The following is a 5,945-nucleotide window of genomic DNA, read 5'->3' as shown; positions in this document are numbered from 1 at the left end:
AAAAGGTTCTGGAATGCAATGCATTCTAGAACCTTTTTGTCAACAATCTGATAGGACTGCAATTGCAGTCCTATTTTTGTAATAATGAATTATAGTTCTAAATGCTCAATTTCTTCAAGCCACATACGGCTACTTGCATCTGATGGCATACGTAAATCACCTCGCGGAGAGACACAAATTGAACCTACTTTTGGACCGTCTGGTAAGCAAGAACGTTTAAATTGTTGATTAAAGAAACGACGATAAAAGACTTTTAACCATTTTAAGATTGTTTCATTGTCATAAATATCGTTAAAGGCCACTTTAGCTAAGAAGAATATTTTTGTAGGCTTATAACCAAAGCGAAGCATATTATAAAGATAAAAATCATGAAGTTCATATGGTCCCACTAAGTCTTCTGTCTTTTGAGTAATTTTACCTTCATTATCTGGAGGAAGGAGTTCTGGACTTACTGGTGTTTCGAGGACATCAAATAATATCTCTTGAACAAGTGGTTCACTTTCAAAGTGAGCTACATAGTCAATAAGATAACGCACAAGTGTCTTTGGTATAGATGCATTTACAGCATACATAGACATATGATCACCGTTATAAGTTGCCCAACCTAATGCAAGTTCTGAAAGGTCGCCAGTTCCAATAACAAGACCATTTGTTTGATTTGATAAGTCCATTAAGATTTGAGTACGTTCTCTAGCTTGTGCATTTTCATAAGTGACATCATGTGTTGTAAAATCGTGTCCAATATCTTTTAAGTGTTGTTTTGCAGATTCTACGATAGAAATTTCACGTACTGTAATGCCAAGAAGCTTCATGAGATTAACCGCATTATTATAGGTACGATCTGTTGTGCCGAAACCTGGCATAGTGACACCAACAATACTTGTAGGTGATTTGCCCAAAATCTTAGCAGCTTTGACACAGACTAATAGTGCAAGGGTAGAATCAAGTCCGCCAGAAATACCTACTACAAAAGTTTCAGCTTTTGTATGTGCCATACGGCGTGCAAGGCCATGTGATTGAATATCAAAAATATGCTTACAACGTTCCTTACGCATGTTTTCATTATCTGGTACAAACGGTTTATTATCTACGTAACGATCAAATTCGAAGACAGGAACTTTAAGTTCAAAAGAGATTGTTTCATAATTTAAATTATTTAACATCATACTTGGCTGAGAATGATTTTGTTTAATACGCTCTTTATGAAGACGTTCTAAATCAATGATACCATATAAAAGATCATTTTTTTGTGGAAACAGTTCTGATTCAGCAATACAGTAACCGTTTTCATAAATAAGTTTGTGTCCGCTAAAAACAACGTCTGTTGTAGATTCATGCGTTCCTGATGAAGTGTACATATATGCACACATTGTCTTAGCAGATTGTTGTGCAAGAAGTTCTCGGCGATACTGATTCTTACCAACAATTTCATTACTTGCCGAAGGATTTACGATGAGCGTTGCACCTTTTAGTGCATGGAGTGTACTTGGCGGAAGCATTGCCCATAAATCTTCACAAATTTCAATGCCTAACTTAAAGTAAGGTATATTAGTTGCATTAAATAATGTATGAGGTGAAAATAAAATATTAGTTTGACCTGCGTAATTGATATAAGCTTTATCTATATTAAGGCCTGAATCAAACCAACGTTTTTCATAAAATTCACTATAATTTGGTAGATATGACTTAGGAACCATTCCTAAAATTTGACCTTTATGAAGGACAAAAGCTACATTATATAAATGATTTTCGTGGACTACTGGTGCCCCTACAATAATAAGCTGTTCATTATTTTTAGTAGTATCTAAAAGTTTTGCAATTGTTATTTCAGCTTCGTCTAGAAGTGTAGTTTGGAAAAATAAATCCGCACAAGTATAACCAGTGATACAAAGCTCAGGAAATAAAATAATACTTGCTCCTTCGGAAGTGGCCTGCTCAATGCAAGTGATGATTTGTTCAAAATTATAATGGCAGTCTGCTACTTGAAGAAGTGGTGTAGCAGCACAGACTTTCAAAAAATGGTGATCCATTTATCAAACTCCTTATCTTTCGCGCCTATCAGCGCTTTTTGTAAACAAATAGTGTAAAACTATATCAAACATTATACTATAATATTATACGTGAGTATATATATCTAATGTAAAGAACGTCTTAAAGACATTTTTCTACTATTTAATTTTCCTTAATTTCTAAAAAAAATACCACTTTATATAAAAATATGGTTTAATAGTTGATGAAATAAAAATAAAGGAGCAGACCAATTATGGAGACATTTATATTTGCAGCAAATGCCGTTTTACCAATTATTTTATTGATTATACTAGGGTACTATTTAAAACAGATTCATTTCTATGATGATTATTTTTTAAGAATTGCTAATAAATTTGTATTTAAGATAGCACTCCCGATCTTACTTTTTTATAATGTATATAATATAGAAAGTTTAGCAACCGTGAATGGTGGGATTATTTTATTTGCAATAAGTATGATTTTGATTTTATTTTGTCTTGGCGTACTTACTGTTCATTTATTCATTCCTAAGCAAAAACAAAAGGGTGTTATTTTACAATGTATATTTCGGTCTAATTTTGCTATTATAGGTATTTCATTAGCAGAATCTATAGGTGGTAGCCAAGCAGTAGCAGTAGCAGCTATTTTATCTGCATTCTGTATTCCTCTTTTTAATATTTTAGCCGTTGTTGCACTTTCCTTATTTAGAGAAGAAGATAGCAAGCCTTCAGTCAAAAGTATTTTAAAAACAATTTATAAAAATCCGCTTGTACGTGGTGTTATTTTAGGGATTACTTGTTTGGTTATTCGTATATACATACCTGTAGACATGGTGACTAAAAATCCTGTATTCAGTCTCCAGAAGAATTTACCATTTCTTTATCATGCAATTAAGAGTTTAAGTACAGTTGCCTCACCTTTGGCACTCATTGTATTAGGTGGTCAATTTAAATTTTCAGCAGTAAAAGAACTGATTAAAGAAATTACACTCGGAACCTTTTGGCGTTTAATACTTGCTCCTGGAATAGCGCTTATGAGTGCACTAGTTCTTTCTCATATAACTAGCTTTATAAATATTACAGCTGTAGAATATCCGGCACTTATTGCATTATTTGGATCTCCAGTAGCTGTATCTAGTGCCATTATGGCAGGAGAAATGGGCTCAGATGAAGAGTTAGCCGGACAGTTGGTTGTATGGACAAGTTTATTATCTATGATAACCTTATTTATTATCGTTAGCATTTTTAAAGGGATAGGTATATTTTAAAATATTTATTTAAATAAAAACACACCATGTTAGGTTAAATTTAACCAAATGGTGTGTTTTTATAAATTTAGAATTCCCTAAAAAGCCCAATCACCTTGCCTATAATATTAACATGTGTACAAAGGATAGGATCCATTGTGTCATTTTCGGGCTGTAAGTGTAGGTAATAGAACTCTTTGGAGTGTAGTAATATCAAGGAATTTACGAATATATACTATACAAAAAGCTGTTTTATTAGCGTTTTCCACTGTTCAATTCAGTAATTAATATACCATTTTTTGTATATAGTTTGCAAGAAAATTTGCCAGGAAACAGAATAAGCTAATATTTATATAAAATGGAGTCTAAACATTGCGTTTAGGCTTATTTTTTTACCATTTTTATTCCTTCATAAAGGGTTTAAAAACGGCTTACAAAAGGTTTAAAAACGGCTCATATCAGGTTCAAGAACGGCTCAAAAAAGGCTTTAAAACGGCTCATTCCCAGTACAAATTTAACTTTTATTATGTTCTTGTAGCGAAAGCACAGCACTAAAAAACGAAAGTAGGTAAAAGAAATGTTAAGAAACTTAAGAGCAGAAATGAGTAGATACAATGTACGAGCAAAAGACTTTGCAAGACTTCTAAAAGTAAGAGAAGCAACTATCTCAGGTAAGATGAATGGGAAAAGTCACTTTACTTTAAATGAAGCAATGCAAATTAAAGAGGTTTATTTTCCACACCTCAGCATTGAATACTTATTTGAGATGTAGGAGGAAAGGCTATGGAATTTACAAGCAGACTATTAAATGAACATGCAGAGCTGACAGTAGAGAATGCAATATTAAAGTGGAAGATTGAGAGGTATAAGAGCCTTGTTAAAGAAGTAATGGATTATCTTTGTGAGGAAGATGTTTTAGCAGCACAGTATGTAATTAAGTGTAAGTTACTTGATGATATAGGTTTAAAGGAGAAATAGGAAATGACATTACAAGTAGATCAAAGAGTATTAGAAGTAAAAGTAGAAATGGATAACTTAGTTGAAGATATTATGGAGCTAGATGCAAAGATTGCAGAGCTAGAAGCCCTGTTTAAAATGCAAGTTGAAAGATTAAAAGATAAGTTTGAGGAAAAGCAATTTTACTTTAAAGCTCAGAAAGAAGAAAAAGAAAGATATTTAAGAGAGCTATTTGAACAAGTGCCACAAAGCGAAACAAAGACTCAAAGAAAAGTACAGCTTATTAATGGTGATGTAGTTGTAAAGAAAGCTAAAGTGGATTTTGAAAAAGATGCAACTAAGCTTTTAGAGTGGGCGAAGGAGAATCAAAGAGAAGACCTTATTAATAAGAAGGAAGTCTTATCCTTTAAGTGGGCCGAATTTAAAAAGAACTTAACTATTGTAGAGGATAGCATTATAGATGCAGAAACAGGCGAAATGCTTGAGATAGATGGTTTAGGTGTGGTGACTAAAGCAGAAGAATTAGAGATTAAATATTAAAAAGTGTTTAGGAGGATATAGTGATGGCTAAAGCAATATGTATTATAGGTGAATCAGGAGCCGGAAAAACAACATCTTTAAGAAACTTAAATCCACAGGAGACTTATTTTATAGATGCAGATAAAAAGAAAAGTGCATGGCGTGGATTTAGGCAGCAATATAATAGCGAGAATAAAAACTATATTGCCACAGATGACCCTAATAAAGTCCTGGCACTTATGAAAGGGATTAGTGAAAAAACAGATATGAAGTATATTGTGATAGATACCTTAAATGGCATTATGGTAGGCGAAGAAATGAGAAGGTCTAAAGAAAAGGGTTTTGATAAGTGGATGGACTTAGTAACCTATGTCTATAACATTTTAGATATTGTGAGTAGCTTAAGGGATGATTTAACCATTATTTATACAGCTCACAGTGAAACCGAGCATATGGATGATGGCTATACTTGGACACGTATGAAAACAACAGGGAAGAAGCTGAATAAGTTGGTGCCTGAGTCTAAGTTTAATGTAGTACTGCTGGCTAAGTGCAAGAATGGCAGATATATCTTTGAAACACATAGCAACAACTCCACAGCTAAAACGCCTTTTGGAGCCTTTGAAGAAGATGAAATAGATAATGACATTGTGCCAGTTTTGAAGGTATTAGAGGAGTACTAGGATGTTTAAGTACACAGATAAAGAAATAAACGAGATTTTAAAGCGTGCTGTTGTGGTAGTGGATACAAGAGAGCAGAAGTGTGAGCACATTATAGGTTATTTTGACAGACATAAAATACCTTATTGTTATGAAAAGGTAGACACAGGAGATTATACACTCAAAGTAGATTTACCACACCTGCACAAGCCCTATTACTTGCAGAACACATGCGCCATAGAACGCAAGGCCAACTTAAATGAGTTAAGTGGCAATTTCACGCAAGGGCGAGAACGTATCGAGGCAGAGTTTCAGAGGGCAAAAGGGATGATTTACTTACTCATAGAGAATGCCAGTTATGAGGATATATTATTAGGTAATTATGGTACAGGGTATGACAAAAAACGTTTTATGGCTACCCTTAAGGCTTTTGAGGCAAGGTATAACTTGCATGTTACTTTTATGAAAGATAGCACTTATAGTGGTGATTTTATATACAAAACTTTAATTTACAACTTAAGAGAAATATTAAAACAAGGAGAAATATAAAAAT

At 33.4% G+C, this 5,945-nt stretch carries 7 protein-coding genes; 6 read left to right on the top strand and 1 reads right to left on the bottom strand.

Going from position 1 to position 5,945, the window contains the following annotated elements:
* Positions 1 to 89: 89 nt before the first annotated feature.
* Positions 90 to 2,030 (bottom strand): NAD(+) synthase, encoded by a 1,941-nt coding sequence (locus AC1VAQ_RS20595; RefSeq protein WP_479904493.1) that lies wholly within the window; start codon positions 2,028 to 2,030, stop codon positions 90 to 92.
* Positions 2,031 to 2,263: 233 nt separating this feature from the next.
* Between AC1VAQ_RS20595 and AC1VAQ_RS20590 the strand changes: the two genes are divergently transcribed.
* The 6 genes from AC1VAQ_RS20590 to AC1VAQ_RS20565 all read left to right on the top strand — a co-directional run bounded on the left by AC1VAQ_RS20590 (position 2,264) and on the right by AC1VAQ_RS20565 (position 5,941).
* Entirely contained in the window at positions 2,264 to 3,277 is a 1,014-nt protein-coding gene (locus AC1VAQ_RS20590; protein WP_302600294.1) for an AEC family transporter, read from the top strand.
* A 556-nt stretch (positions 3,278 to 3,833) separates the two neighbouring features.
* Positions 3,834 to 4,028: a helix-turn-helix domain-containing protein gene (locus AC1VAQ_RS20585; RefSeq protein ID WP_054744137.1), complete on the top strand. Its 195-nt coding sequence runs from the start codon at positions 3,834 to 3,836 to the stop codon at positions 4,026 to 4,028.
* Between the two features lie 11 nt (positions 4,029 to 4,039).
* Positions 4,040 to 4,234, top strand: coding sequence for a hypothetical protein (locus tag AC1VAQ_RS20580; protein ID WP_479904492.1), 195 nt, complete (start codon positions 4,040 to 4,042; stop codon positions 4,232 to 4,234).
* Between the two features lie 3 nt (positions 4,235 to 4,237).
* Positions 4,238 to 4,753: a host-nuclease inhibitor Gam family protein gene (locus tag AC1VAQ_RS20575; protein WP_479904491.1), complete on the top strand. Its 516-nt coding sequence runs from the start codon at positions 4,238 to 4,240 to the stop codon at positions 4,751 to 4,753.
* A gap of 23 nt (positions 4,754 to 4,776) precedes the next feature.
* On the top strand, positions 4,777 to 5,415 hold the full coding sequence (locus AC1VAQ_RS20570) for an AAA family ATPase (RefSeq protein ID WP_479904490.1): 639 nt from the start codon (positions 4,777 to 4,779) through the stop codon (positions 5,413 to 5,415).
* Between the two features lies 1 nt (position 5,416).
* Positions 5,417 to 5,941 carry an ERCC4 domain-containing protein gene (locus AC1VAQ_RS20565; protein WP_479904489.1) on the top strand — a complete coding sequence of 175 codons (525 nt, stop codon included), beginning with the start codon at positions 5,417 to 5,419 and terminating at the stop codon, positions 5,939 to 5,941.
* The last annotated feature ends 4 nt before the right edge of the window (positions 5,942 to 5,945 follow it).

Source organism: Cellulosilyticum sp., from assembly GCF_982396655.1.
Note: the sequence above shows the minus strand (reverse complement) of the source record. Positions and strands in the feature narration are given on the sequence as shown.